This window comes from Lachnospira multipara ATCC 19207 (genome assembly GCF_000424105.1).
Taxonomy (GTDB): Bacteria; Bacillota; Clostridia; order Lachnospirales; family Lachnospiraceae; genus Lachnospira; species Lachnospira multipara.
In genome coordinates, this window is the sequence record NZ_AUJG01000006.1 from 41,527 (window position 1) to 67,299 (window position 25,773).

24 protein-coding genes and 1 riboswitch are annotated in these 25,773 nt (G+C 35.7%); of the genes, 5 read left to right on the top strand and 19 right to left on the bottom strand.

Features of this window, described 5'->3' with window-relative positions:
- Window position 1: 1 nt before the first annotated feature.
- The 18 genes from G600_RS14000 to G600_RS0106810 form a co-directional block, all read right to left on the bottom strand.
- The gene (locus G600_RS14000; RefSeq protein ID WP_051195406.1) at window positions 2–1,369 is read right to left on the bottom strand and encodes an exopolysaccharide biosynthesis polyprenyl glycosylphosphotransferase; all 1,368 of its coding nucleotides are present in this window, start codon (window positions 1,367–1,369) and stop codon (window positions 2–4) included.
- 300 nt (window positions 1,370–1,669) lie between these two features.
- A complete protein-coding gene (locus G600_RS0106730) occupies window positions 1,670–3,106 on the bottom strand; it encodes a hypothetical protein (RefSeq protein ID WP_027431251.1) in 1,437 nt (478 codons plus the stop codon).
- A gap of 228 nt (window positions 3,107–3,334) precedes the next feature.
- Complete coding sequence (gene ribH / locus G600_RS0106735; protein WP_027431252.1) at window positions 3,335–3,814, bottom strand: 6,7-dimethyl-8-ribityllumazine synthase; 480 nt, start codon at window positions 3,812–3,814, stop codon at window positions 3,335–3,337.
- Window positions 3,815–3,860: 46 nt separating this feature from the next.
- On the bottom strand, window positions 3,861–5,072 hold the full coding sequence (locus G600_RS0106740; protein ID WP_027431253.1) for a bifunctional 3,4-dihydroxy-2-butanone-4-phosphate synthase/GTP cyclohydrolase II: 1,212 nt from the start codon (window positions 5,070–5,072) through the stop codon (window positions 3,861–3,863).
- 51 nt (window positions 5,073–5,123) lie between these two features.
- The gene (locus G600_RS0106745; protein WP_027431254.1) at window positions 5,124–5,807 is read right to left on the bottom strand and encodes a riboflavin synthase; all 684 of its coding nucleotides are present in this window, start codon (window positions 5,805–5,807) and stop codon (window positions 5,124–5,126) included.
- A 66-nt stretch (window positions 5,808–5,873) separates the two neighbouring features.
- Window positions 5,874–7,031: a bifunctional diaminohydroxyphosphoribosylaminopyrimidine deaminase/5-amino-6-(5-phosphoribosylamino)uracil reductase RibD gene (gene ribD / locus G600_RS0106750; RefSeq protein ID WP_027431255.1), complete on the bottom strand. Its 1,158-nt coding sequence runs from the start codon at window positions 7,029–7,031 to the stop codon at window positions 5,874–5,876.
- 166 nt (window positions 7,032–7,197) lie between these two features.
- Window positions 7,198–7,314, bottom strand: a riboswitch (FMN riboswitch).
- A 77-nt stretch (window positions 7,315–7,391) separates the two neighbouring features.
- The gene (locus G600_RS0106755; RefSeq protein WP_027431256.1) at window positions 7,392–7,784 is read right to left on the bottom strand and encodes a hypothetical protein; all 393 of its coding nucleotides are present in this window, start codon (window positions 7,782–7,784) and stop codon (window positions 7,392–7,394) included.
- 1 nt (window position 7,785) lies between these two features.
- Window positions 7,786–8,691: an SPFH domain-containing protein gene (locus G600_RS0106760; RefSeq protein WP_207637193.1), complete on the bottom strand. Its 906-nt coding sequence runs from the start codon at window positions 8,689–8,691 to the stop codon at window positions 7,786–7,788.
- A gap of 309 nt (window positions 8,692–9,000) precedes the next feature.
- Window positions 9,001–9,861 carry an NAD(P)/FAD-dependent oxidoreductase gene (locus tag G600_RS0106765; protein WP_027431258.1) on the bottom strand — a complete coding sequence of 287 codons (861 nt, stop codon included), beginning with the start codon at window positions 9,859–9,861 and terminating at the stop codon, window positions 9,001–9,003.
- A gap of 53 nt (window positions 9,862–9,914) precedes the next feature.
- A complete protein-coding gene (locus tag G600_RS0106770) occupies window positions 9,915–10,457 on the bottom strand; it encodes a glutathione peroxidase (RefSeq protein WP_027431259.1) in 543 nt (180 codons plus the stop codon).
- A 292-nt stretch (window positions 10,458–10,749) separates the two neighbouring features.
- Window positions 10,750–11,919, bottom strand: a complete 1,170-nt coding sequence (locus tag G600_RS0106775; protein ID WP_027431260.1) for an FprA family A-type flavoprotein — start codon at window positions 11,917–11,919, stop codon at window positions 10,750–10,752.
- Between the two features lie 117 nt (window positions 11,920–12,036).
- Window positions 12,037–13,437 carry an ABC transporter permease gene (locus G600_RS0106780; RefSeq protein ID WP_027431261.1) on the bottom strand — a complete coding sequence of 467 codons (1,401 nt, stop codon included), beginning with the start codon at window positions 13,435–13,437 and terminating at the stop codon, window positions 12,037–12,039.
- Entirely contained in the window at window positions 13,430–14,854 is a 1,425-nt protein-coding gene (locus G600_RS0106785; RefSeq protein ID WP_027431262.1) for an ABC transporter permease, read from the bottom strand. Before G600_RS0106785 ends, G600_RS0106780 begins: the two co-directional genes overlap by 8 nt.
- Window position 14,855: 1 nt before the next feature.
- Window positions 14,856–15,860, bottom strand: coding sequence for an ABC transporter ATP-binding protein (locus tag G600_RS0106790; RefSeq protein ID WP_027431263.1), 1,005 nt, complete (start codon window positions 15,858–15,860; stop codon window positions 14,856–14,858).
- A gap of 303 nt (window positions 15,861–16,163) precedes the next feature.
- A complete protein-coding gene (locus G600_RS0106795; RefSeq protein ID WP_027431264.1) occupies window positions 16,164–16,985 on the bottom strand; it encodes a formate/nitrite transporter family protein in 822 nt (273 codons plus the stop codon).
- Window positions 16,985–17,629 (bottom strand): uracil phosphoribosyltransferase, encoded by a 645-nt coding sequence (gene upp / locus G600_RS0106800; RefSeq protein ID WP_027431265.1) that lies wholly within the window; start codon window positions 17,627–17,629, stop codon window positions 16,985–16,987. Before upp ends, G600_RS0106795 begins: the two co-directional genes overlap by 1 nt.
- 1 nt (window position 17,630) lies before the next feature.
- Window positions 17,631–19,040 (bottom strand): uracil-xanthine permease family protein, encoded by a 1,410-nt coding sequence (locus G600_RS0106805; RefSeq protein ID WP_027431266.1) that lies wholly within the window; start codon window positions 19,038–19,040, stop codon window positions 17,631–17,633.
- A gap of 170 nt (window positions 19,041–19,210) precedes the next feature.
- Entirely contained in the window at window positions 19,211–20,068 is an 858-nt protein-coding gene (locus G600_RS0106810) for an AIM24 family protein (protein ID WP_027431267.1), read from the bottom strand.
- A 312-nt stretch (window positions 20,069–20,380) separates the two neighbouring features.
- Here G600_RS0106810 and G600_RS0106815 point away from each other — a divergent pair, with 312 nt between their 5' ends.
- From G600_RS0106815 to G600_RS0106835, 5 genes are all read left to right on the top strand, one after another.
- Window positions 20,381–20,590 carry a hypothetical protein gene (locus tag G600_RS0106815; protein ID WP_027431268.1) on the top strand — a complete coding sequence of 70 codons (210 nt, stop codon included), beginning with the start codon at window positions 20,381–20,383 and terminating at the stop codon, window positions 20,588–20,590.
- Window positions 20,591–20,776: 186 nt separating this feature from the next.
- The gene (locus G600_RS0106820; RefSeq protein ID WP_027431269.1) at window positions 20,777–21,535 is read left to right on the top strand and encodes a DeoR/GlpR family DNA-binding transcription regulator; all 759 of its coding nucleotides are present in this window, start codon (window positions 20,777–20,779) and stop codon (window positions 21,533–21,535) included.
- A 63-nt stretch (window positions 21,536–21,598) separates the two neighbouring features.
- Window positions 21,599–22,525 carry a 1-phosphofructokinase gene (gene pfkB / locus G600_RS0106825; RefSeq protein ID WP_027431270.1) on the top strand — a complete coding sequence of 309 codons (927 nt, stop codon included), beginning with the start codon at window positions 21,599–21,601 and terminating at the stop codon, window positions 22,523–22,525.
- Between the two features lie 36 nt (window positions 22,526–22,561).
- The gene (locus G600_RS0106830; RefSeq protein WP_027431271.1) at window positions 22,562–24,469 is read left to right on the top strand and encodes a PTS fructose transporter subunit IIABC; all 1,908 of its coding nucleotides are present in this window, start codon (window positions 22,562–22,564) and stop codon (window positions 24,467–24,469) included.
- A gap of 98 nt (window positions 24,470–24,567) precedes the next feature.
- Window positions 24,568–24,831 carry an HPr family phosphocarrier protein gene (locus G600_RS0106835; protein ID WP_027431272.1) on the top strand — a complete coding sequence of 88 codons (264 nt, stop codon included), beginning with the start codon at window positions 24,568–24,570 and terminating at the stop codon, window positions 24,829–24,831.
- A gap of 135 nt (window positions 24,832–24,966) precedes the next feature.
- Here the strand turns inward: G600_RS0106835 and G600_RS0106840 are convergent, their stop codons facing one another.
- Window positions 24,967–25,770, bottom strand: a complete 804-nt coding sequence (locus tag G600_RS0106840; protein WP_027431273.1) for a response regulator — start codon at window positions 25,768–25,770, stop codon at window positions 24,967–24,969.
- Window positions 25,771–25,773: the final 3 nt, after the last annotated feature.

The window sequence follows — 25,773 nt, forward strand, 5'->3', positions numbered from 1 at the left end:
CCTAACTTATAATTTTTTCTGCCTCTCTTAGTATTTCATTTTTCTTCTTTGCAAATCCCTCACTTGCCTCTGGAATAAAGACTGTTTTTACAGTGAGTAAAATCAGCTTAATATCCAAAATAAAGCTCATATCTTCAATATAAATTAAGTCCAGTTTCAGCTTATCCTCTGGGCTTGTGTTATATTTTCCATAAACTTGGGCATAACCTGTTATGCCACCTTTAACTCTTCTTCTATATTTAAATTCCGGTAATTTTTTTTCATAATCTGATACTAGTAATGCAGGTTCAGGTCTTGGACCTACCAAGCTCATTTGTCCGATTAATACATTAAAAAGCTGAGGTAACTCATCAATTCTATTTCTTCTAATCTTCCTACCTACACGAGTTATTCTTGTATCGTCTTTAACTGCCGGCCTAAATCCATTTTCATTATTATCAGCTCTCATACTTCTAAACTTAAGCACCTTAAAGACTCTTCCATTAAGGGTCTCTCGCTCTTGCTTAAAGAAAACCGGGCCTCCATCATCTAGCTTTATAGCAATGGCAGTCACAAGCATAACTGGGCTAAATAAAACTAAAAGTATAAAGGAAACTACTAAGTCAAACACTCGCTTAACCGCATATAATGCCCTTTTATCCGCAATTGAATTGTAGTGCATAATTGGTGTGTCGATGAAATTTTTGATCTCGCAATTTCTAATGAGCAAATCCTCAATATCCGGCACAAAATAAAAAGACTGATTAGTTTCAACGCAAAACTTTATAAACTCGTTTCGCTTATTTCTAGTAATGCCTACAAATATAACGCGCTTAACGGATTTCATTCTAGTTTTGATAAGAGAATCATTTTCATTAACAATCTTACCAATCTTAAACATGTGAGAATACTTTCTTAAAAGCTTACTTGTAAAGTCCACCACCTCATCTTCTGATATGTTAGCGCCATAAATCACCAAAGTCTCTAATGGTGAAATCAAGGCAATAAGCAGTTTCTTAGTTATGAAAACAATAGTCAAGCTAACGCTTAGCTGTAAAATGTAAATTATAAGGCCAGGCACGAAGCTAACGTAATAATTTGCGATAATACAGGCAAGCACGTAAGCTAGCAAATCTGATAGCGACAGGCTTATAAACTGTGATAGCGTCGTTTCCCATATAGAATTTGACGCAAAATCATAAGCCCTATAAAGCTTAGCCAAATATCTGTAGCAAATGTAAAACAAGATTATAAATGCCACCATTCCGTAGTCCCTAAACTTCTGGAAGGCAAATTTGTTATAATATTCTATCCACACAAACGCAAACAATCCTACATTGATGGTGGTTAGGATTACCGTTGCGACCTTTGTTATTAACTTATTTTCCATAGTATTATCCTCATTATTCAAACCTATAAGTTGCTATGGTAAATAAGTATCATGTATCCTCCCCTGATACCTAATTACACTTTTATCAAGTTGTCCAATCACGTATTTTCACAAACTAGTTAAATTAGCTTGTTAATAATTTTTACTAATCTTATTATACAAATAGAAGATTAAAAAAACAATACTACATTGTCAAATAAATAAAAAATCCCGCTAAAAGCTACATAAAAGTCAAACTATTATAGCTCTAGCGAGATTTTCTTTATTTTTATAAAAATGTATGTCTTATATTATTTTTTACTAGTTATCAGAATTTTTCTTTGACTTAACCTGATTAAATACTACTGTTGTAATAACACAAGCAAAAGCCACTAAAAGTAACTCAATATAAAGAGCTGCATGTGCTCTATCGCTTGTTTTTACATCTGTGCTTGTATCTTCATCTGCAGCTACTTCTCCTGCCTTCACAGTAGCAGCTGTAATAGCTTCTGTTGCATTTTCAGCAGTTACTAATTCCTCATCTGCAGCAACCTCTCCAGTAGTTGTCTCTATTTCTGTACTTGGCTCTGCCTCTGTACTTGTTTCAGTTTCTGTACTTGGCTCTGCCTCTGTGCTTGTTTCAGTTTCTGTACTTGGCTCTGCCTCTGTGCTTGTTTCTTCCTCTGTGCTTGTCTCTTCTTCAGATGCAAAGAATGTTAATGTAAATGTCTGCACGTTTGTTGATTCAGAAACTGTAAATTGCTGTGTATCTGTAGCATTTAATCTACTATTAGTTGCTGTTACAGTATAAGTACCAGCCTTAAGATTTTTCATGCTTAATAAACCTGATGTTGAATTACCTGAATCAGTAACATCTTCATTATAATTAGAGGCTGTTGACTTTGGCGATCCTACATATCCGCCACCTCCACCATAAGAACCAGTTAAGGCATAATCATAGTCAGTACAATATCCCAAATGAGATCCATTTGCAGCTACATATATTTCTACATCGCCATTAGAATCAGGTGTTACAAAGTTAGCAACCTGATCTGATACAATTAATAAATAACACTTAATATATCCACCATCTGATGTATTATAAGTAGTATTTGGTGTTAATTTATATGCATTTTCTTTTATTGTATGTTCCAATACTCCATTATCATCAAATGAACTAGGCCAATAATCATTTAAATGAATCTTCACCTTATAATACTGCTTATCTGTTGAAATTACGTTATAAAAATCTCCAAGATTACCACTACCACTTAACATTACATGGAAATTTGGATATGATACTGACTGATATCCAAACTTGTTATAATAACTGTCAATATTAATATTTGTAGTAGATACTTCATCACCATTACTATCATGATCAGTAAGTGCAACAGTATTGGCTTTTGCAAATCCCGCTGGAACATTAGAATAAAAACCATATGTACCTGCAGGAACTGTTACAGTTTCAATTGCTTCATCGCTTGTAAAAATGTGATTAGCATAATTAGCATAGCTTTCATTACCAGAGCTCCATTTTACAAGTTGATTTCCATTTGAATCTGTTAAAGAATAGCTTGTATTTTTTAAGTTATTTCCCTCACTATCCACTGTCTTTAGGTCCACATAATTATATGGTGCTCCAAGTGTTGTGCTTGCCGCATTACTTACAATTACGGATTTTACAGTAAATGCCCCAACGACAGATACTGCTGTTAATAAGCAACACGCCAACTTCCCTAAATAATTTTTCCTCATTTTTTATATCCTCCTTTTTGTGCTTTCCCCCTTGCAAGCATAAAAAATTTTAGTCATTAGCACTTTAAAAGGTTACCAAATTCGTCAGTATTTTAACAATAGTATTATAGTACTAGAATTAAATTAATCTGTTACCATAGTCTTATTTAATTATCATTTTGGAAACTACTTTTATAATCTAAGTTTTTTCTTTAAATAATCGTCTAATTCTAATCTAATATTTAACCTTTAGCCTACATTTCTAAAAAGATTTACCATTTCAATAGCACCTTCAGCACATTCATAGCCCTTATTTCCAGCCTTAGTACCTGCTCTTTCAATTGCCTGCTCAATAGTATCTGTTGTTAAAACACCAAACATCACAGGAATACCCGACTCAAGAGATACATTTGCAACTCCCTTAGAAACCTCTGCGCAAACATAATCATAGTGGCTTGTAGCCCCACGAATTACTGCGCCTAGAGCAATAACTGCATCATAGCGGCCAGAACTTGCCAACTTCTTACAAGCTACAGGTATTTCAAATGCACCTGGAACCCAAGCTAAATCGATGTCCTCTTCGCTCACATTGTGTCGAAGTAAGCCATCTTCTGCACCTGAAACTAACTTGCTAACAATAAACTCGTTAAATCTTGCAGCCACAATTGCCACCTTAATTCCCTTACCATTTACCTTCTCATCTACTAATTTACCTTCTAAAACTCTCATTATTTTTGTCTCCTTTATTTATGTTTATTTTTATTTATGTTTATTTTTATTCCTGTCTAAAATTTAAAATGTGTCCCATTCTTGTTTTCTTAGTCTTTAAATAGAACAAGTCATAAGCTGTAGGATTCATCTGAATTGCCACCCTTTCCTTGATTTCAAGGTCGAAATCCTTAAGCTGATAAACCTTATCTGGATTATTGGTTAATAATCTTAGGCTCTTAGCTCCTAAATCCTTTAAAATCTGTGCTCCAATATAGTATTCGCGCATATCTCCAGGGAAACCTAGGGCTAAATTGGCATCAAGTGTATCCATACCCTGGTCTTGAAGAGCATAGGCTTTAAGCTTATTTACAAGGCCAATACCTCTTCCCTCCTGTCGCATATAGAGTAAAACTCCTCTTCCCTCGGCATCAATACTTGTCATAGCCGCAGCAAACTGCTGTCCGCAATCACATTTCATAGAGCCAAATGCATCCCCAGTTAAGCACTCAGAATGTACTCGACAAAGTAAATCCTTGCCATCTCCAACCTTGCCCTTAACCAGGGCAACGTGATGCTCTCCACTAATCTTATCTATATAACAGTGGGCCATGAATTCTCCATACTTTGTAGGCATCTTAGTTATAGCCACACATTCCACAAGCTTTTCATGATGTTTTCTATATTCTTGAAGAGCCTTAATTGTGATGTACTTTAAATTGTATTTTTTAGACAATTCAATAAGGTCAGGAGTTCTCATCATAGTGCCGTCTTCCTTCATAATTTCACAGCAAAGACCTACCTCCTTTAAACCAGCGAGTCTACACAAATCCACTGTTGCCTCTGTATGTCCATTTCTTTCAAGAACTCCATTAGGACGAGCAAGAAGCGGAAACATATGACCTGGACGTCTAAAGTCGCTTGGCTTTGCATCCTCGGCTACCACAGCTCTTGCAGTAAATCCTCTCTCCTTAGCGGAAATTCCTGTTGTTGTCTTTACATGATCAATTGATACTGTAAAGGCAGTGCCGTGGTTATCTGTGTTTGTTGTAACCATCTGAGGGAACTCTAACTTTTCACAGTAACTTGCAGACATCGGCATACATATAAGGCCCTTTGCAACCGATGCCATAAAGTTTACATTTTCAGTTGTTGCAAACTCTGCTGCGCATATAAAATCGCCCTCATTCTCTCTTGTCTCATCATCTGAAACCATGATAACTTCACCATTTCTTAAAGCCTCAAGAGCTTCCTCCACTGTATTGTAATTAAATTCCATAGTATCCTTCCTTTCCTAAATCCCATTTATTAATAAAAATGTATCTCTCCCTTATAAAAATCCATTCATAGCAAGCATCTCCATACTTAGGCCCGTCCCGCTTGCTTTTTTGCTTCCACTGCCATTATCTGCGCTAGCATCTAATCTAGCTCCTGCGCAAAATCTCTGAATATACTTTCCTACAATGTCATTTTCCAAATTCACCAAATCTCCTACTTTTCTATTAGCCAGAATTGTGTTGGCTCTTGTATGAGGGATAATTGACACGCTAAAGCTTGTATCATCAAGACCTGCCACAGTAAGGCTTATTCCATCAATTGTTATAGAGCCCTTCATTACAATACAATTTATAATCTCACTGCTAGCAGTTATCTTGTACCAATAGGCATTGTCATCTTGTCGTATTTTTTCAATTTTCCCCATGCCATCAATATGGCCTGAAACTATGTGACCTCCAAATCTGCCCTCTGCAAGCATGGCTCTCTCTAAGTTAACTGCATCGCCAATCTTTAACTTAGAAAGGCTTGAACGCTCCATGCTTTCATGCATTACATCTGCCATAAAGCCAGCGGCTGTAAGGCTTGTAACTGTAAGACAAACTCCATTAACCGCAATGGAATCTCCTAGCTTAGTCCCTTCTATAACCTCTTTAGCTTTTATTGTAAGAACTACGGATTTAGCTCCTCTTTTTATAGAAGCAACATGTCCGATTTCTTCAATAATTCCTGTAAACATTTAATTTCACTTCCTTCCAAAAATCCGCTTATTTACTCTAAAATTGTCTACATATACTAGTAATTTTTATTCATTTTCGTCAGAATATTTTAAGTTACCCTCTAATAAGATGTCCTCTCCGATTCTTTCAAGCTCTAAATTATCCACAATAAAGGCATCTTTAGGGAATTCTACTCCCTGTCCTTCCACTGCTGTTTTAGCCTCAATACCTCCAAAAATTTTAGGAGCTATGTAGACCTGAATTTGGTCTACAATTTTTTCCTTAAGGGCTGAAAAATTAATTGTGCCACCACCCTCAACTATTAAACTATCAATACCATTAGCTCCTAGATAATCAACTAAGACTTTTAGATTAATGGCCTTATGTCCGTTTTTTTCAACTTTAATAACTGAGCTATCATTAATTATCTTTACCCCAAATTTCTTATATCTATCACATATCTTCTCTTCCTTAATAGATGTAAATATCCAAGTCTCCTGCTCCTTTGCTGTCTGCACCACATTTGCCTCTATAGGAGTATTAAGATTTGTATCGCAAATAATTCTAATAGGATTTGATACTTCCTTTAATGTCTTATTTCTACAATTAAGCATTGGATTATCTTTTAGAACCGTAGCCACTCCCACAAGGATTGCCTTATTTTTATGTCTATCAAGGTGCACCCTTTCTCTCGCTTTTTCTGAAGTTATCCATTTGGATTCCCCTGAAAATGTAGCAATCTTTCCGTCTAGGGTTTGAGCTACCTTTAAAGTTACTAAAGGCTTCTTCTTTGTTATGTAATGAAAGAAGATTTTATTAAGGGCTAGACATTCTTTATTAGCCACAGGACCTTCTACTTTAATGCCAGCATTTTTTAAAATCTCAACGCCACGACCTGCAACCAAAGGATTCGGATCCATAGAACCTATAACCACTCTTTCAAAGCCCGCCTCTATTATTGCCTCTGTACAAGGAGGCTGCTTTCCTATGTGGCAACAAGGCTCTAGAGTTACATAAATGCATGCTCCCTTCATAAGCTCTGCATTGCCCTCTTCGATGCAGTTTTTAATTGCTTCTCGTTCTGCGTGAAGCTGCCCATATTTTTTATGATATCCTCTACCTATGATTTGTCCGTTTTTTACAATAACTGCTCCAACTAAAGGATTTGGATTTGTAAAACCTATTCCCTTCTTTGCCAGCTCTATTGCTTCTTTCATATACATTTCATCTATATTTTCTTTCATTAATCCTGCCTCCCTTAAGCCTTACTAATAAAAAAAGCTTCGAAGAATAATCTTCGAAGCTCCAAGTACTATCACTAAAACTTTTTCATGCATATTAAATGCTAAATTGTAATTAAAAAAACGCTCTGGAAATAATCCAGAGCGCCTAATAATCTAATCACATAATTATCATCTTCTACCATCCAGACTTTACTGTCGGCCTTGGAATCTCACCAAGTCATGCAATTACTTGCTCGCGGGCTTTACCGCCGGTGTGGACTTTCACCACGCCCCGAAGAACTATTCAATTGACTACACTATATACCTATATATAATGTCTGTCAATATCCTAGAATGTATTCTTTTGATAAAATGTATCATTTACATATTCTTTAATTCTTTTTTAGAATATCTTTTACCATTAAGTACTATATAACCTGTTGTTGGTTGTTCATGCACCACATAACGATTAGGCATTGAGTACTCTGGTCTATGTGTGTGATCATATCTTGTTTCGCAAGTATAATCAAAAGACTTGTCTATCTTTTGTCCATTGCTAGAGAAATTATTGAAATTCTGGCTTGCACTATTATTCATAGAAGCCGAACTCCACTGAGTAAAATTAGTCTTATTTACCTTAGTCTGTTGTCTTCTTGCCTGCTGACTAACTCTAGCATTCTGGCTATTATCCTTATTTTTCTTTTTACTTTGACCTATAATAGCTGAACAAACTACTACAAATACAAGCCATACTAGAGTAAATATCTCTGACATTTTACTTTATCTCCTTAACAGACTCTACTAAACCAGCTAAATTCTGGATTTCAGATGGTACAATAATCTTTGTAGCCTGACCATCAGCTACCTTCTCAAGAGTTTCTAGGCTCTTAAGTCTAAGAACTGTTGTATCAGCGCCTGCTGACTTTAACTTTTCAATACCATAAGCATTGGCATCCTGAATAGCTCTAATAGCCTCAGCCTTACCTTCAGCTTCCTTAATTTCCTTTTCCTTCTGAGCTTCAGCAGCAAGAATAGTTGCCTGCTTTTCAGCCTCAGCATTAAGGACTGCTGATTCCTTACGACCCTGAGCCTCTAAGATCATAGACTGCTTCTCACCTTCTGCAGTAAGAATTGCAGCTCTCTTCTCTCTTTCAGCCTTCATCTGCTTTTCCATTGATTCACGGATAGCAGCTGGTGGGTTAATATTCTTTAATTCTACTCTATTGATCTTGATACCCCATGGATCTGTGGCAGCGTCAATAGTTTCAAGCATCTTTGAATTAATCTGATCTCTAGATGTAAGTGTTTCATCAAGAGTCATATCACCAATGATGTTACGTAGTGTTGTTGCTGTTAAATTTTCAATAGCAACGATTGGGTTCTCAACTCCGTATGTATATAACTGTGGATTAAAAATCTTAAAATATACAATTGAGTCAATCTGCATTGTTACGTTATCTTTTGTGATTACTGGCTGTGGTGCAAAATCTGCAACTTGCTCTTTAATTAGAACTTTTCTTGAAATTCTATCAAGAATAGGAATCAAGATGTGAATACCTGCACTCCATGTAGATTTATACCTACCTAATCTTTCAATTACATAAGCATTTGCCTGTGGAACAATTCTAATTGAGCACAACAAAATGACAACTAAAACTGCTAAAACAATTAAAACTGGCATAATTTTTACCTCCATTATTATCAGCCTTTATTTTTTGTGTACTGATTTGTTAAATTTATAATAACATCATTTACAAAAAAATAAAACATATATATTTACATTTTAATAACTTAAACGTGGTATTTTTGACACATTAGTGGATTTTACACATTTTCATTTTAATCTCTGCAATTAAAAAGCTTGGTATAAAAATAAAATAACCCCCACCACTTTAAAGTGGCGGGAGTCATCTCGTCTAAAAATATGTATTTAATTAGAGTTGGCCCTAAGCTTTTGGCCTAAGGCCTAGTTTAAGATGAAGCGTAATTATTATGCCTGCTTTGGAAGTGTTGCTAAATATGTTACAGCTGAAAGTGCTGCTACATTTCCTTCACCAGCTGACTTAACGTACTGGTAAGGTAAGCCTGTAATATCTCCACAAGCAAAGCATCCCTTAATATTAGTAGACATGTCACGCTTAACAACAACGTGAGCGCCTTCTGTTTCAAGGCCTGGTACTAACTGTCCTGGAGAGATTGCATCTCTAAGAACAAATACGCAGTCTACTGCAATATCGTCACCCTCTGACTTAATAATTCTCTTTGCATCTTCTTTTGCAATTTCTGTAGGCTTTACATTTACAACCTTAACAGATTCTGGTAAATCTAACTCTTCCTTATACATAGGAATATAAGTTACGTTAGCACAAACCTCTGAAAGGAAAGCAGCCTCTTCTTCTTCCTTCTTGCTATAGCCAATTACTGCTACATCCTTACCCTTGTAAAGTGGGGCATCACATGTTGCACAGTAACTTACACCATTACCTAAAAGTGCATCTTCACCTGGAATTGCCTTGCCAGTAACTACACCTGTTGCAAGAATAACTGCACTTGCTTCATACATCTCGTTACCGCCCTGAATTCCGAAGAAATCACCCATATCATATATTGTACTTACTCTATCTTCTGTAATTTCAACTCCAGCTTCTTCAAGGTGCTTACTAAAGGCATCTGCAAGCTGGGCTCCTGTAACATTAGGTAAACCTGGATAATTCATGATAGCATGTGCCTTGCTAACCTTAGCAGACTGCTTACTACCAATCATGATTATATTCTTACCTCTATTCTTAAGAGTTAGGGCCGCAGAAACACCGCCTGGACCTGTTCCAATGATTGCTACATCGTATCTCATGGCTCCTCCTTTTTCCTAATCGTATTATAAATGTATTAACTACTATAGTCTAACTAGATAAGACTTGCAACACACTTTTCAACTTCTGACATCTTAGTTGTTGGTTCAAATCTAGCTACTACTTCGCCATTTCTATTAACTACAAACTTAGTAAAGTTCCACTTAATCTCTGAATTATTCTTATAATCACTATCGATCTTCTTAAGCATAGCGCTCATTGCTAATGCCTTAGGTCCTTTACCAAAACCTTCAAAGCCCTTCTGGCTCTTTAAATATTTAAATAATGGGATTGCAGTTTCACCATTAACATCACTCTTCTTGTACTGAGGGAACTGTGTATTGTACTTTAACTGGCAAAATTCATGAATTTCCTCATCATTACCTGGTGTCTGTCCTGCAAACTGATTGCATGGAACATCAACAATTTCAAATCCCTGCTCGTGGAACTTCTCATACATTGCTTCAAGATCCTTATAGTGTGGTGTGAATCCACATCCTGTTGCTGTATTAACAACTAAAACTACCTTGTCCTTGAAATCTGACATAGAAACCTCTGTACCATCTGGTGTTGTTACTGAATAATCATAAAAACTCATACTGAACCTCCATATTTAAACTTTTAATTGACACGAAATACTTAAAGCTATTATAACATAAACTTTTATACAATGTTAGTTAGTAGATGTCACCATATATTTTTTAGAAAATAACAGATTTAAGTATTCCCCGTTTAATTGCTTTCAATTAGATTGTATGCAATCTTTGATAATTTGTCAACAAAAAAATAGAGATTTAAGATAATTTTTCTCAAATCCCTATTCCATTTCGCTTATAGTCTACATTTTCGCTATATTTAATTTTATAAACTCCACCAAAACCTGACAGAATTTAGTTCTTAGCTGCTACAACTGCCTCTACTAAAGCGTCTACATTTGCATAATCAGCATCCTTAGCTCTAGACTTAATTGTAACCATATCGCCAATAATTTCTACATTCTTAAAGCCTTCAATATGTCCCTTCATCTTACGACCAGCTGTTGGACCCCAAGATCCGTTCTCAATAAGAGCGACCTTACGATTCTGGTATGTCTTATAAGAAAGGTCAACAAGGAAGTCTTCCATAGGAATAAATACGCCACCATCATAGCTTGATGCAGCAAGTACCATTCTATCAAATCTAAAGGCATCTGCTACAGCCTGAGACTTGTCCTGTCTTGTAAGGTCTGTAAGAACTACCTTTTCACCCTTTTCTTCAAGCTTCTTAGCCACATACTTAGCAACTAGTTCTGTATTGCCATGAATTGAAGCATAAGCTACTAAAACGCCGGATTCTTCTGGCTTATAGCTGCTCCATGTGTCGTATAAGCCAATATAGTAAGAAAGATTTTCAGATAAAACTGGTCCATGAAGTGGTGCAATCTTCTTAATATCAAGAGCTGCAGCCTTCTTAAGAACTGTCTGAACTGGAGCACCATACTTACCAACGATATTGATATAGTATCTTCTAGCCTCGTCAACCCAGTTGTCCTCTTCAAATTCAAGAGCGCCAAACTTACCGAAGGCATCAGCTGAGAATAAAACTCCTTCTGTCTCTTCGAAAGCAAGCATAACCTCTGGCCAGTGTACCATTGGAGCCATCATAAACTTTAATGTATGCTTACCAAGGCAAAGCTCGTCCCCTTCCTTAACAAGATGCTGTGGGTACTTATCTAACTCTACGAAGTTTGAGCCCACTGAAAATGTCTTTGCATTTCCCACAACTGTTGTCTCTGGATACTTAACTAAGAACTTCTCGATTCCGCCTGAATGATCTGGTTCAAAATGTAATACAACTAGGTAGTCTGGCTTCTTTCCCTCAAGTAATTTCTCGATATTAGCAAGCCACTCGTCTTCTCCTCTATCATCTACGCCATCCATTACTGTAATTTTATCATCTAAAATAACATATGAATTGTATGAAACACCATTTGGAACTTTATACTGACTTTCAAAAAGATCTAAGTCCTTGTCATCAACGCCAACATATCTTATAGCTTCAGATATATTATTATCTTTCATTTATGTCACCTCTCTTTTCTATTAGCAAGATTATTATTTATTTGTAATCACGCCTAAAGTAAAAGCGTAGCATAATGCTACGCTAATACTTATTTATCTTTTTTTATTATACTTACATTAACTGTTGGATGTAAAGATTATTTTAAGCATTTTAGCAAAAGAAATCTTGTTTCCCTTAAACAAGGCTGTAACTCTATATAAACGTCCTGATAATATTACAAGAATTACTGATACTACTATGCTAACTGCTAGTGACGCAATTAACTGGCCTGTTGATATAGCTCCAAGTAGTGCAAAGCCCGGTACAATTAGGGCTGCCGTAAATGGAATTAAACTAGCCCAAATTGGACAAGTTCCACCTTGTAGTACTACTCCAAATAAAACTCCAAAATACGAAGCTAGAATCACTAAATTATAAATATAATTATTACTTGCTGCCTCTTCTCTAGTTGTAGATAAAGCACCTGCAATAGCTGAAAGGCTTGAGTATAATACAAAGCCAAGAATAAAAATCATTATAGCTATTACAACATATAAAGGATTAAAGATATCATAGTGATTTAAATTCTTAAGGAAATAAATCACTGGATTTGTGTTACCTGGTCTAAAATGATCTGTAATAAGCACACCTGAAACTAGGCCAACAACTAAACTTAACACCCAGATTACCACCTGTAAAATAGCTGCACAGTTAATTCCAATTACCTTACCAGCTGCAAGAGCTTCTGGTTTAACAGAAACCAGCATGGTATCCATTAATTTGTTTTGCTTCTCCACAACTAAGGCCTGAGTCACGCTCTGACAATAAAACAATACCATACAGTAGAAAAACAATAAATTTACGAATGGCAATATGTACTTAAGGGCCTTAATAATAACGTCACGAACGTAGGAATCTGCAGTTTCTGTATCAAGTTCATTTAGCTTATCATTTTTACTAATACCAGTATTATAGCCAGTGTAATCGTAGCTATTAACGTCAGTATTCATAGCGATTGTCATAATCTGGTCTGTACTTAAACCAAGAGACATCACAGCAAAGATATTAGAATACTTATTAATGAACTTGTTATAGTTATTGATTTCCTTCTCATCATCTGCTAAGGCATCCGGTACTATAAGGTTTGTTTCAATTGAGTCATCCTTTGAAAATAGCTGCAATACTGCTACTTTCTTGCCTTGCCCCACTGCTTCATCTGAAAGCTTAAGGGCTGTGTTTAAATTTTCTTCATTCACATAAACAATATTATCGTAGCCATCTTCTGCAAGAGTATTTAAGGCATTAAAGTTTACATCTGAAGAGCTTACTTGATTTACAACGTAAATGCTCTCAAGTCCACATTCATTTAAAGCTGCATCCTCAGCTTTACCCTCACCATCCTTAGTTGTAAGCAAGAATAAAACTGTTGGTGCTATAAGTAGCACAAGGGCAAGAAATGCAGTTAGTGATTTAAAGGATTTTGTATTTGCCATGTTCTTAAAAGTGAAGGCAAAAACTTTAGAGAAATTCTTAAACATTTGTTACCTCCTCCTTTTTTCTAGCTAATTTAATAATATCCATAAACTTATATCTATGGTCATCACTTAAAATAAGTGTACGATAAACCTTAGCGCAAAGCATTGCTAAAGCAGCAACAACTAATACTTCGATAATAATAGAAATAATCATTGCAATTAAAGGTAAATCTCCAAGCATATATGTGATTGGCGCAAAATAGCATGAGAATGGAGGTATTATGCTTAACACAAGCATTATCTTCTCGTCAAAGAACTGTGGTCCAAACATAGCCACAAAAGCTACAACCATATTTACTGTAGCAACCACCTGAATGCTTGACTGAATATCCTCCATCTTGTTACAAGTACTTCCCATAATTCCTGCAAAAATCGAGAAAATAAGGTAAGTACAAATAAGAGAAATTAAAATTACAGCTACCACAATTGGTCCCTTACTAAATACAACTGAGAAATCAATAATGTCGATTTCATACTCTAAATTAAGCAATGCCTTGCACACACTATTAGAAATTAAGGAACCCACTGTTCCAAGAATAATAATTGTGAAAATGTATGTCATAACCGCTAATATCTTACCTGCTATAAGGGCTAGTGGACGTACACTTACAAGGATTGTTTCTGCAAGCTTTGACGACTTTTCTTCCATAACAACTGTAACAATATATGAAATTGAAAGAGAAATTAAAATTACCATCAAAAGTGACATCTGATATGAAATTGTAAAAATCTCTTCCTCAGAATTCTTATTATTAATCATGTCATTGTATTCTGTTGATGTCATAGAATCGTTTGTACTAACTCCTGACATTACATACTGCACATCAAGGCTTGAAACACCAGCCTGCTCGTATCTTTTAGCATTAAAAGTATCTGAGATAGAATCAAGCACCTTATCAAGTGTTGCATTGGAAATTACGCTATTATCTGAGACAACACCATCTACTAAATAAGATGCATTTTCATAATCTGTAGTTAAATATACTGTGATTAAAGTATCCTTAGCTTCTACATTTTCACCAAGACTTTCATCTACGCTAACAGAATTGCTAAACTCTGCTAATTCCGCCTCATAGCTTAGGGCATCCTGCGTCACTGCAATATAAGTATTAGCTAGATTCTCCCCAATAGCGCTAGAAACATCTTCTTTGCTTAGCTCAATCTCAGTACCGTTACACACAATAATTCCATTGATAGATACAATATCCTTATCATTATAGTCATCTAAAGCTGAAGATGCAGATGTTGCGCCTAAGTTTCCCGAAACCATCATTAAAGGGCCCATAAACCACATTAACAATACAAGTGTAATGAGTCCTATAAGGTATGATTTAGACTTAAACATCTGGCCTGTAGTAAATTTATAAACTGACTTTAAGCCTTTAAGACTATAAATATTTTCCTTTTTAGAACCTGCCATATTATGCACCTACTTCCTTAACGAAGATTTCATGTAGTGAAAGTTCGCTTAAGTCGAATCTAATAACTGTTATATTATTGTCAATTAAAGTTCTAAGTAAGGCATTAGCCTGCTCATCTCCTGTAACCTTACATGTATATTCTTTATCCTTTTCATTAACAAGTTCTACACCGGCCTTGTTAATATAATCTGTGATATCCACTTCTGTCTTAATATAAAGGTTAACTCTTCCGTAAGATTTCTTAATCTCATTTAAATTACCTGAAACTACAGCCTTAGCTCTTGAAAGGATTGTGATATCAGTACAGAACTCCTCTACAACTTCCATCTGATGGCTAGACATAATGATATACTTGCCATTAGCAATCTGCTCTCTTACTACATCCTTTAAGATATCTGTATTTACTGGATCTAATCCTGAAAATGGCTCATCAAGAACGATTAAATCAGGGTTTGATAACATGGCAATAAGGAACTGAATCTTTTGCTGATTACCCTTTGATAACTGATCTGCTGTCTTTGGCTTAACCTTCTTAATTGTAGCTGTTCTTCTAGAAGCAAAAAGTGATTTCTTACCAGAATTTACATTATTAGCACTACCAATCTTTCCTGATTCAACTCCTTCAAAGTGTGGGTAAATGTATTCTTCCACCTTAAGTCTCTTAGCCCAGTACTTAATTCTCTTATCAAGTTCTTTTCCTGTAACTCCTCTTAAATTACCAAAATATCTTATCTGATCAAGTAATGAATACTTAGGATAAAGGCCTCTCTCCTCTGCTAAGTATCCGATATTACATGTATCAAAATTAAGTGGCTGTCCATTCCATGTAACTTCACCACCATTTTTCTCAAGCATTCCTAATATCATTCTTATGGATGTTGTCTTACCAGCGCCATTACTACCAAGTAATGCGTAAACCCCTGGCTCATTCATTTCGAAGGAAATGTTATCAACAACCGTTTTGCTTCCGTACTTTTTTGTTAAATTACTTACAATTAAACTCATAAGCCCTCCTTGAATAATTTGTGTTCGTGCGGAATTATTCAAAAAACACATTATACACCCTAATTCATAACGTCCCTTTTCCTTTGAGTTTCTTCCACAAACAAAAATATATCATAGTTTATAATTATTATCAATTTTAAACTATGCACTTTTTGGAAATAAAATTTTATTGATCGCACTTTTATATTTACTGTGCTTTTAAAAACGTTTTTTGGCATAAAAAAATGCGATATCCATATTCATGAAATCATAAATTTCAAATAAAAATGGATATCACACTTATTATTCACACATTCTCATGTATTAATCTTCTTTTTTATAAACAATATAGTAAATTAATCCTACGAAAATCATTCCACCAAGGATATTACCTATTGCTACGAATAGGAAATTATGAAACATTGAAGCAATGTTTAAGTCTGCTAGCTTATCAGCTGTTAGGCCGTAAAGTTCTTCTGCCTTAGCCACATAGCTGTCATTGTGCTTTGCAAACAATCCAATAGGAATATAAAACATATTAGCAACAACGTGCTCGAATCCGCCAATTACGAAAGCAAATATAGGGAAGAAGATTGCTAAAATCTTTCCTGCTACTTCCTTTGCTGAAGCTCCCATTAAAATAGCCATACATACTAAGATATTACAAAGAATACCTGAAGTTACAGCCTTTACTGGAGTAATTGTTGCCTTTCCTAGCGCTACTTTAATTGAATAAGCTCCAAGGGCACCTGATGTATAATCAAGATTACCGCTAAAATAAATTAAAGCCACAATAATAAGTGAACCTATTAAGTTAGAGCAAAATACAATTATAAGATTTCTTATAAGATTAATTACTTTAGTCTTCTTGTCGAGGCAAGACATAATCATTAAACAGTTTCCTGTAAATAGCTCGCCCCCAACTAAAACTATCATAAGTAAACCTACAGGGAAAATTGTTCCTGCAACAGTTCTAGCAATTCCAACATTAGAAATGTTGTGAACTGCTGTGTTACTTGTTGCACCACCTAAGGCAATAAACATACCTGCAAGAATGCCCATTAAGATTAGTTTTGTAGTTTTCATGGAGCCTTTTTTAATGGCTCCATTCATATTACCTTCGATTATTTCTTTTAAATTATTCATTACTTAGTACCAAAAATTCTATCACCAGCATCGCCAAGACCTGGACAGATATATGCATCCTTATTTAATTCTCTATCAAGGTGTCCAACATAAATCTGAACATCTGGGTGTGCCTTGTGTAATCTCTCAAGACCTTCTGGAGCAGCGATAATACACATAAACTTAATTGTCTTACCACCTGTCTTCTTAATCTGATCGATTGCATCGATTGCTGAACCACCTGTTGCAAGCATAGGATCTGTTACAACGATTGTTCTTTCTTCGATTGGATGAGGAAGCTTGCAGTAGTAAGGAACTGGCTCATGTGTTTCTTCATCTCTATACATACCAATATGACCAACCTTAGCAGATGGAACAAGGCTTAAAACACCTGGAACCATACCAAGACCTGCACGAAGAATAGGAACGATAGCAAGCTTTCTACCTGCGATCATTGGAGTCATGCATGTTTCGATTGGTGTGTCGATTTCTACGTCTTCTACTGGAAGATCAGCTAATGCTTCATAACCTTCAAGCATAGCGATTTCTTCTACTAACTTTCTAAATTCATTTGTACCTGTAGCCTTATCTCTAAGCAATGAAATCTTATGCTGGATAAGTGGATGCTTAAATACTACTACATTCTCTTCATTATCAAAATTCATACTATTTCTCCTTATTGTCTGTGTTCATTACATATACACCACGGCTCTTGTCTCCACTTGGATTAGAACCGAATGTATAATCGTTACCTGGTAAAATTGCGTTTAGTAAAATACCAACGATAGCTGCAATAGCGAGGCCTGTAAGTGTAATCTCGGCACTTCCTACAGCAAATGTTAAACCGTCTGAGAAGCCTAAACCACAAACGAAGATTACGCCTGCAATAATTAAGTTTCTAGACTTTGTTAAGTCAACTCTGTTCTCAACTACGTTACGAACACCAATAGCTGAAATCATACCGTAAAGCATAAATGATACACCACCGATAATAGCTGTTGGCATTGTTGCAATAATTGATGAGAACTTAGGAATGAAGGAAAGAACAATTGCAAATACAGCTGCAAGTCTGATTACTCGTGGATCATGAACTCTTGAAAGCTCTAATACACCAGTATTCTCACCGTATGTTGTATTAGCAGGTCCACCTACTAAACCAGCGAAAGCTGTTGCAATACCATCACCCATTAAAGTTCTATGAAGACCTGGATCTTCAATAAAATTCTCTTCAACAGTAGCTGAAATAGCTGACATATCACCAATATGCTCCATCATAGAAGCAATGGCGATTGGAGCCATAACTAAGATAGCTGTAATATCAAATTTACAAATCTGGAATGCTGGAATACCTACCCAGCTAGCTGAAGCAACTGAACTAAAGTTAAGAATTGCTGAGCCATCAGGATTAGTAATTCCACATGCATTAAGAATAACTGCAACTACATAAGAAATTACTACGCCCATAAGGATAGGAATAATTTTAAACATTCCCTTACCCCAGATGTTAAATATAATTATAACACCTAAAGCTATAATTGCTAATAACCAGTTTGTTGATGCACTTGAAATAGCTGAGCTAGCAAGTGATAAACCGATACAAATAATAATTGGTCCTGTAACTACAGGTGGTAAGAACTTCATAACTCTATTAACACCTACTAGTTTAATAATAAGTGCAAGTATAAGATAAAGTGCACCTGCCACTACAACACCACCACATGCATATGCAGCCTTGTCATTAGCTGACATTGTTGCATACATACCATTATTTAAATTAGCAACTGTACTAAAACCTCCAAGGAATGCAAAAGACGATCCAAGGAATGCTGGAACCTTTAACTTAGAACAAAGATGGAACATTAAAGTACCAACGCCTGCACAGAATAATGTAACAGAAACAGTCAAACCTCTTGTTAATTCTTCACCGCAAGCTGCGCTAAAATATCCAGAAACAAGAATTGGGACAAGAATTGTTGAGCCGAACATCGCAAACATATGCTGTAAACCAAGAATTAACATCTTAGGAATTCCTAGTTTTCTAGCATCACGAATCGCTCCAGAATTTTTTTCACTCATAGTGACCTCCAAAATAAAAGTAAATATGTCCTAGGCGACTTATTAAAAATTCACCTAGGACATTATAAAGTATTATCTTCTCTTTTTCAAATAAGATTGTGAAAAAATTAATTTTAAAAAGTATTGTCTGACTTCTTATTATGATATATCAAATAGTCACTCAAACCATCTTAGCTAAATACACTTGTAGCTACACTTGATAATAAACCATTAGAAGATGATTTTGAACTCTGCTGAGCGCTGTTACTTGTAGACATTGTAGTACCATCCATAACTGGAGCCATAAGAATCTTACCTGTTCCTCTATATACATTTACTAAGCCTTCACCACTAAGGCCTGAACCGATTAATGACTTAGTAGACTTTTCAACAGAGAAAGCTAATGAGCCAGACCATGCAATGGCCATGTTACCATCGATTCTTACTTCATCATTTTCAAGATTAATCTCAAGTAATTCCTCTCTTGGGAAGTTACTTTCTAATACTGCAAGACCCTGTCCCTGTAAGCAAAGGTTAAATAAACCTTCACCACCAAGAAGTGCTGAACTAGCATTATTACGTGCTACAACATGATCAGCAAGATTAGCATCGCAAGCAAGGAAAAGGCCATCATCTAAAACAACACCCTGTGGACCCCAGCTAGCAACATCTTCAATTAAAAGATGTCTGTAAGTTGGCTCAAGCATTAAGTAACCAGCACCATGATAAATTGGCTTAATTGCAGATTCACCAGTAACTGAGCCCTTAATCATCTTACCTACAAAACCGCCAACGCCGCCTACATTAGAATCCATCTGAATTCCACCTGTATGCCACTGCATAGCACCTGCCTGTAACTTTACTGCCTCGCCATTAAGAGTACATAAAAGCTGTCTTCTCTTAACATTCATCTGCTGCATAAAATAAGCTGTCGCAGCTGTATATGGATTAACTGACTTATCTGACTGATATTCAATTACCTGATAGTGACCCTTATTTTCGATGCACTTAATGTTTGCGTTGTTAAATAAATTATTTACCTGTATCATAATTTACCCCTTTTCATTTATTTTTTGTTTCATTAAATTTTTTGTCTTTTGCTTTACAAGATTTATATTATCATAATGTTTAATCTTTAAAAAGAATAAATTTACATCTTTTTATTCATTAACGTGCAAATTTTACATTTTTATAATTATGAAAATCTATCTTAGGCCAAAATGCACAATAATTATATAAATAATCCAAGAAACTATATTTAATCTGTAGTTTCTATTGTATTTCTGTCGATACAAGAGTATAATTATACTATAACGGAAGAGATGATAATTAAGTTTTGTTCTTAAAAAGGGGATGTCAACATGAGCGATTTTAGAAACTATCTTGACTATCCTAGGAATTTTCTTTCAAGTAATAACTATGTTAATCGAAATGACAGTATTAGCAAATCCACCAAAACTGCTAGTATTGAAACGATGACCAAGGAAGATTCTACCACAAATCAGAGCTCGTTTGCAGAAGTTATGGCCGAGCTTGGAAGTTCTGGAAGTTCCTTCGATACTAAAATCTAATTGATTTATAAGGACCACTTTAGTGGTCCTTTTTTTATTTTGAAATCGTCAAAAATAATCAGACATAATTTGTTATTTTTTTCGATTTTGATTGATTTTGATTGACATTATACTAATAACATGATAAGTTATTAATATAACATAGTCCATTTTAGATGAATCTACATTTTAAAGAAAGGAGCTTTTATGCTAACCAAAGAAAGACATGACATCATAGTTAAAACTGTAAATGATAAGAACACTGTAACTGTTGCACAACTAGTAGAATTATTAGGAGTTTCAGAGGCAACAGTCCGTCGTGACCTTAATGCACTTGATAAGAAAGGTCTCTTAATAAAGGTCTTTGGTGGTGCTACTGCTATTCAAGAACCAACTCGTGTTAAGGAGTTTAATGTTCCAGAAAGAGCAAAGATTAATATCGAAGAGAAAGATATTATTGCTAAGTATGCAGCATCTCTTATTCACGATGAAGATTTAGTATTTATAGATTCAGGAACAACAACTTTAAAATTAATAGATTATCTAAAGGGTAGTAAGGCTACATTTGTTACAAACGGTATTGTACATGCCGCTAAATTAGCATCTAAAGGTTACAAGGTTTATATCGTTGGAGGTCGCATAAGACCTGAGACAGAGGCTATTGTAGGTCCTGAATGTATTGATAGTATTTATAAGTACAACTTTACTAAGGCCTTCCTTGGAGCTAACGGAATTACTAAAGAAGCTGGTTTTACAACACCAGACGTAGATGAGGCACTCATAAAGACTAAGGCGATTGAGCGTTCATATACTTCTTATGTTTTAGTGGATCATACAAAGTTTGGCTTACTATCAACTATTAGTTTTTCAAATTTAAATGGAACAAGTATTGTTACTGACTACATTCCTGAAACTTTTAAGTATTTTAAAAATCTTACCGTAATAAAAGAGTTAAAAAAGAACTAATTTAGTTTCACTTAATTATGGGAGATTTTGGCAAAATAAATTCTTTAGAAAGGAGGATTTAAGGTGGTTTACACAATTACTTTTAACCCGGCTCTTGATTACGTAATGAGAATGAATGGCGATTTAGATATTGGCGAGACCAATAGAAGCCAGAGCGAAGAACTCTATTACGGCGGTAAGGGAATCAATGTTTCTGTTGTTTTAAACGAACTTGGAATCTCTAATGTTTCTCTTGGATTTATTGCTGGATTTACTGGAGATGCTATTAATGAAGGCGTTGCCAAAATGGGGGTAACAACTGATTTCATTAAGCTTCCTAATGGAATCTCTAGAATCAATGTTAAGCTTAAAGCTAGCAAAGAAACAGAAATTAATGCACAGGGTCCCGATATTGACCAGGCCTCAATTGATGCATTATTTAAGAAAATCGATGCAATAAAAGACGGTGATTGCATCATTTTAGCAGGAAGTATCCCAAAGACACTTCCAAGCGACATCTACGAAAAGATCTTAAAATCCCTTGAGGGAAAAGATGTTATTAAAGTTGTAGATGCAACTAAGGATTTACTTATGAAGGTTTTACCTTATAAGCCATTCCTTGTTAAGCCTAATCAGGCTGAATTAGGTGAATTATTTAATGTCAACATCGAAACAGATGAAGACATAATTAAATATGGTCGTATTTTACAAAACCGCGGGGCAATTAATGTATTGGTGTCATTAGGAAAGCGTGGGGCTTTACTAATACCAGAAACAGGAGAACCTATTCAAATGGGTGCTCCATCAGGGAAGGCTGTAAACACTGTTGGTTCCGGTGATTCAATGGTGGCAGGTTTCCTTGCGGGATATCTAAAGACAAAGGATTATTACGAGGCTTTAGCTCTTGGCTCAGCTGCAGGTTCAGCTACTGCCGTTCTACCAGGCCTTGCTGATAAGGAAACTATTGATATCCAGCGTCAAAAAATTGTTGATGGCGACTTTATCTGTTAAACAGATATTTAGCGCGTATAGATTGGAGGTTTTTATATGAGAGTAACTGATTTACTAGACCCAAAAGGCATACGCCTAGGCATGAGTCTAAAAGACAAAGACGATGCTATTGCACAGTTAGTTGCATTGCACGACTCTGTAGGTAATCTAAGCGACCCTGCAGCATTTACAGAAGCTATTAAAGCTCGTGAAGCTAAGGGTTCAACAGCTGTAGGCCAGGGAATTGCTATTCCTCATGGTAAGTCAAGCGCAGTAAAGAAGGTCGGACTTGTAGCTATTACAGCTCCTTCTGGCGTTGACTACGAAGCTCTAGATGGTCAGCCATCTAATTTACTTTTCATGATTGCAGCTCCAGACACAGCTGCAGACACACATCTTGAAGTTCTATCACGACTAATGACAATGTTAATGGACCCAGAATTTGACAAGACTTTAGTAGAAGCTAAGACAACAGACGAATTCTTAAAGGCCATTGATAAGAAGGAAGCTGAAAAGTTCCCTGAGGCTGTGACAGAAACTCCAAAGCCAGCAACAAATTCATCTTATCAGGTTTTAGCCGTAACAGCTTGCCCTACAGGTATTGCTCATACTTATATGGCTGCTGAAGCCCTTGAATTAAAGGCTAAAGATATGGGGGTATCAATCAAGGTTGAGACAGATGGATCTGGTGGTGCTAAAAATGTATTAACAGACGCAGAAATTGCAGCTGCTGATTGCATTATTATCGCTGCTGATAGAAATGTTGAAATGGCAAGATTTGATGGCAAGAAAGTCATTAAAGTTCCTGTTTCAGATGGAATTCATAAGCCAGAAGAACTTATTAATAAGGCTATTTCTGGTGAAGCAAGCGTTTATACTCATAAGGGTGGTGCAGGCTCTTCAAGTTCATCAAAGTCAGGAAGTTCAGTATATAGACATCTTATGAATGGTGTATCTCATATGCTTCCATTCGTAGTTGGTGGTGGTATTTTAATTGCTATTGCCTTCTTACTTGATGATTACTCAATTGATCCAGCAAACTTTGGTACTAACACACCTGTTGCGGCATGGTTTAAGAATGTCGGTGGTTTCGCATTTTCATTCATGCTCCCAATTCTTGCAGGTTATATCGCAATGAGTATTGCTGATAGACCTGGTCTTGTAGTTGGTTTCGTCGGTGGTTATATGGCATCTGTTGGTGCAACATTCGCAGCACCTGGCGGTGATTCAAAGGCTGTTGCAGGTTTCCTTGGTGCATTACTTGCAGGTTTTGTTGGTGGTTACATTGTTCTTTGCTTAGAGAAGATTTGTGATTACCTACCAAAGGCAGTTGATGGTATTAAACCAGTACTTATCTATCCATTGATTGGTACTTTACTTATTGCAGTTGTTATGTGTGCTTTCAACCCACTCGTTGCTATTATTAACAACGGTATCTCAGATGGTTTAAGCTCACTTAGCGGTGCTAGTAGTATTATTCTTGGTATGATTGTAGCCGGCATGATGGCTATTGATATGGGTGGCCCATTCAACAAGGCTTCTTATGCTTTCGGTTTAGCTGCTATTTCAAATGGTAACTACGATGTTATGGCTGCAGTTATGATTGGTGGTATGGTTCCTCCAATCGCAATCGCTCTTGCTACAACAATTTTCAAGAACAAGTTTACAGATACAGAAAGAAAGAACGGTCCTGTTAACTACATCATGGGTCTTTGCTTCATTACAGAAGGTGCTATTCCTTACGCAGCTGCAGATCCACTTCGTGTAATCCCATCTTGTATCGTGGGTTCAGCAGTAGCCGGTGCTCTTTCAATGGCATTTAAGTGTACTCTTATGGCTCCTCACGGTGGAATCTTCGTATTCCCTGTAGTAGGTAATTGGCCTATGTACCTTGTAGCCTTACTCATTGGTTCAGTTGTTGGTTGTGCCCTACTTGGTCTTCTTAAGAAAAAAGTTGCTAAGTAAATAAATTACTTAACATAATGCAATAAATTTGTTATAATATTCTCAAGAAAACAAGGAAACAATTAGCAATTAGATATATAAACTAGGAGGATTTGACTATGGTATCACAGACACTAAAAATCGTTAACGAACAGGGAATGCACATGAGACCAGCAAGCGTTTTAAGTCAGAAGATGACTCCATTTGCAAGTACAGTTACTATTCATTTTAATAACAACACTTACAATGCTAAAAGCGTTATGGCTCTAATGAGTGCTTGCTTAAAGTATGGTTCAGAATTTACATTAGAGGTAAGTGGACCAGATGAAGAAGAAGCAATGGCTGCAGCCGTTGAAATCATCAATTCAGGTTTAGGTGATTAATGATTAACGACCGATTCAGTACTAGGTTGTTAAACTAATTAATTATAGATGAGTTGTAATAAGAATACATACTATTCTTTTTCATTTTAATTTCCTTTTAAAAAGAGAGGCTTTATGCCTCTCTTTTTTTATATCTTAAGTTCTTAAATTCTTTCCAAGCTCATTAAACTTCTCTCTTCTTTGCTTTTCAAAGAAGTCATTAATACTTGATAAAACTACCTCTTTTGACTGAGACTTAAGCAGATAAGCCTCTGGCTTTGGATTAAGAGATAAAACCTCCATAACACTGTCCTTATCTGACTTTGCAGTTAAAAACATAACTGGGATATTAGCTGTATCTTTCTCACTTTTTATCATCTCATAAACTTTAGCCCCTGAAATGACTGGCATTTCATAGTCTAATAAAATCAAATCTACTTTATTGGTTGCAAGGAAGGTAATTGCACTCATACCAGAATTTACCATAAATACCTGATACTTCTCATTTAGCCATGATTTCATAGTTCTTAGCATAGTTCCATCATCATCGCAAACCAATATTCTTTTTTTCTCCTCAATCTTAGAACGCTTATCCATTACTTCTTCTAAAACAACGGTTAAGTTCTTAATATTAATCGGTCTTTTAAATATACCAGATATGAGATCATCCTCAATTGCAGGCTTTAGAGAATTAACCTCCTTATCACTACCAACAAGATATAATAATCTATCCATATCATCCTTTAAAAGGTTATTAATATATATTAAATTATCATCATTTAAAGCAAATTCGCGCTCTAGATACATAATAAACAATTCCGGTAATTGACCAACGGCCTTAATTGATTCTTCGTCAATCTCAGCCCTTGTTACCTTAAAACGGGCCTTAATTAGCTCTTTTTCAATTGCACCCACCATAAAAGAATTGCTATCGCCTAATAACAGAACTTTCTTGTCCATATT

Excerpts from the sequence above, each read along its gene's own strand:
- G600_RS14000 (WP_051195406.1), bottom strand. The coding sequence starts at position 1,369 with ATGGAAAATAAGTTAATAACAAAGGTCGCAACGGTAATCCTAACCACC.
- G600_RS0106730 (WP_027431251.1), bottom strand. The coding sequence starts at position 3,106 with ATGAGGAAAAATTATTTAGGGAAGTTGGCGTGTTGCTTATTAACAGCA.
- ribH (WP_027431252.1), bottom strand. The coding sequence starts at position 3,814 with ATGAGAGTTTTAGAAGGTAAATTAGTAGATGAGAAGGTAAATGGTAAG.
- G600_RS0106740 (WP_027431253.1), bottom strand. The coding sequence starts at position 5,072 with ATGGAATTTAATTACAATACAGTGGAGGAAGCTCTTGAGGCTTTAAGA.
- G600_RS0106745 (WP_027431254.1), bottom strand. The coding sequence starts at position 5,807 with ATGTTTACAGGAATTATTGAAGAAATCGGACATGTTGCTTCTATAAAA.
- ribD (WP_027431255.1), bottom strand. The coding sequence starts at position 7,031 with ATGAAAGAAAATATAGATGAAATGTATATGAAAGAAGCAATAGAGCTG.
- G600_RS0106755 (WP_027431256.1), bottom strand. The coding sequence starts at position 7,784 with ATGTCAGAGATATTTACTCTAGTATGGCTTGTATTTGTAGTAGTTTGT.
- G600_RS0106760 (WP_207637193.1), bottom strand. The coding sequence starts at position 8,691 with ATGCCAGTTTTAATTGTTTTAGCAGTTTTAGTTGTCATTTTGTTGTGC.
- G600_RS0106765 (WP_027431258.1), bottom strand. The coding sequence starts at position 9,861 with ATGAGATACGATGTAGCAATCATTGGAACAGGTCCAGGCGGTGTTTCT.
- G600_RS0106770 (WP_027431259.1), bottom strand. The coding sequence starts at position 10,457 with ATGAGTTTTTATGATTATTCAGTAACAACACCAGATGGTACAGAGGTT.
- G600_RS0106775 (WP_027431260.1), bottom strand. The coding sequence starts at position 11,919 with ATGAAAGATAATAATATATCTGAAGCTATAAGATATGTTGGCGTTGAT.
- G600_RS0106780 (WP_027431261.1), bottom strand. The coding sequence starts at position 13,437 with ATGTTTAAGAATTTCTCTAAAGTTTTTGCCTTCACTTTTAAGAACATG.
- G600_RS0106785 (WP_027431262.1), bottom strand. The coding sequence starts at position 14,854 with ATGGCAGGTTCTAAAAAGGAAAATATTTATAGTCTTAAAGGCTTAAAG.
- G600_RS0106790 (WP_027431263.1), bottom strand. The coding sequence starts at position 15,860 with ATGAGTTTAATTGTAAGTAATTTAACAAAAAAGTACGGAAGCAAAACG.
- G600_RS0106795 (WP_027431264.1), bottom strand. The coding sequence starts at position 16,985 with ATGAATAATTTAAAAGAAATAATCGAAGGTAATATGAATGGAGCCATT.
- upp (WP_027431265.1), bottom strand. The coding sequence starts at position 17,629 with ATGAATTTTGATAATGAAGAGAATGTAGTAGTATTTAAGCATCCACTT.
- G600_RS0106805 (WP_027431266.1), bottom strand. The coding sequence starts at position 19,040 with ATGAGTGAAAAAAATTCTGGAGCGATTCGTGATGCTAGAAAACTAGGA.
- G600_RS0106810 (WP_027431267.1), bottom strand. The coding sequence starts at position 20,068 with ATGATACAGGTAAATAATTTATTTAACAACGCAAACATTAAGTGCATC.
- G600_RS0106815 (WP_027431268.1), top strand. The coding sequence starts at position 20,381 with ATGAGCGATTTTAGAAACTATCTTGACTATCCTAGGAATTTTCTTTCA.
- G600_RS0106820 (WP_027431269.1), top strand. The coding sequence starts at position 20,777 with ATGCTAACCAAAGAAAGACATGACATCATAGTTAAAACTGTAAATGAT.
- G600_RS0106830 (WP_027431271.1), top strand. The coding sequence starts at position 22,562 with ATGAGAGTAACTGATTTACTAGACCCAAAAGGCATACGCCTAGGCATG.
- G600_RS0106835 (WP_027431272.1), top strand. The coding sequence starts at position 24,568 with ATGGTATCACAGACACTAAAAATCGTTAACGAACAGGGAATGCACATG.
- G600_RS0106840 (WP_027431273.1), bottom strand. The coding sequence starts at position 25,770 with ATGGACAAGAAAGTTCTGTTATTAGGCGATAGCAATTCTTTTATGGTG.